The organism is Neisseria sp. P0021.S007, assembly GCF_051956855.1.
In genome coordinates this window covers 1-605 of record NZ_JBQCXA010000768.1, presented here as the reverse complement: position 1 = coordinate 605, position 605 = coordinate 1, and the positions used below count along the sequence as shown (strand labels likewise).

Below are 605 nucleotides of genomic sequence, written 5' to 3'. Positions count from 1 at the left end.
GAATTATGGCAAACAACAAACATTCCAAACACAGCAATCAAGTACGTATCATCGGTGGGCAATGCAGGGGACGAAAGCTAACATTTTTATCTGCAGATGGTCTGCGCCCGACGCCTGACAGCGTGCGTGAAAAACTATTTAATTGGTTGGGTCAGGATTTAACCGGCAAAACGGTATTAGATTTATTCAGCGGTAGCGGTGCTTTAGGAATGGAGGCTGCTTCTCGTAATGCGGCAAAAGTGCTAATGGTCGATAACCACCGCCAAACTGTTCAAACGCTTCAGAAAAATATCTGTGAATTAGGTTTGAAACAGGTGGAAATTGTGTGTTCAGACGGCATGGCTTATCTGACAAGGCCGTCTGAAAAATTTGATGTTGTGTTTCTTGATCCGCCGTTTGCATGGGAAGATTGGCAAAATCTGTTTATCCGATTGCAAAGCCACTTGAAAAATGGGGCAATGGTCTATATTGAAGCAGGGAAGTTGCCTGAAAAACCGGATTGGCTGGAAATTTATCGGGAAGGAAAGGCGGGAATGAGTAGGTTTGAATTATCGCTCTATTCGCAAGTTGCTGAATAGTATAGAATTTGAGAATCATTCCCAAGG

General features: G+C 43.5%; 1 protein-coding gene. It reads left to right on the top strand.

What is annotated here, in order from left to right; genetic code table 11:
* The first annotated feature begins 5 nt into the window (after positions 1–5).
* Complete coding sequence (gene rsmD / locus ACTHUR_RS15860; RefSeq protein ID WP_070461210.1) at positions 6–578, top strand: 16S rRNA (guanine(966)-N(2))-methyltransferase RsmD; 573 nt, start codon at positions 6–8, stop codon at positions 576–578.
* The last annotated feature ends 27 nt before the right edge of the window (positions 579–605 follow it).

Bases quoted from the DNA above. Each gene is read 5' to 3' on its own strand.
- rsmD (WP_070461210.1), top strand. From the start codon at position 6: ATGGCAAACAACAAACATTCCAAACACAGCAATCAAGTACGTATCATC.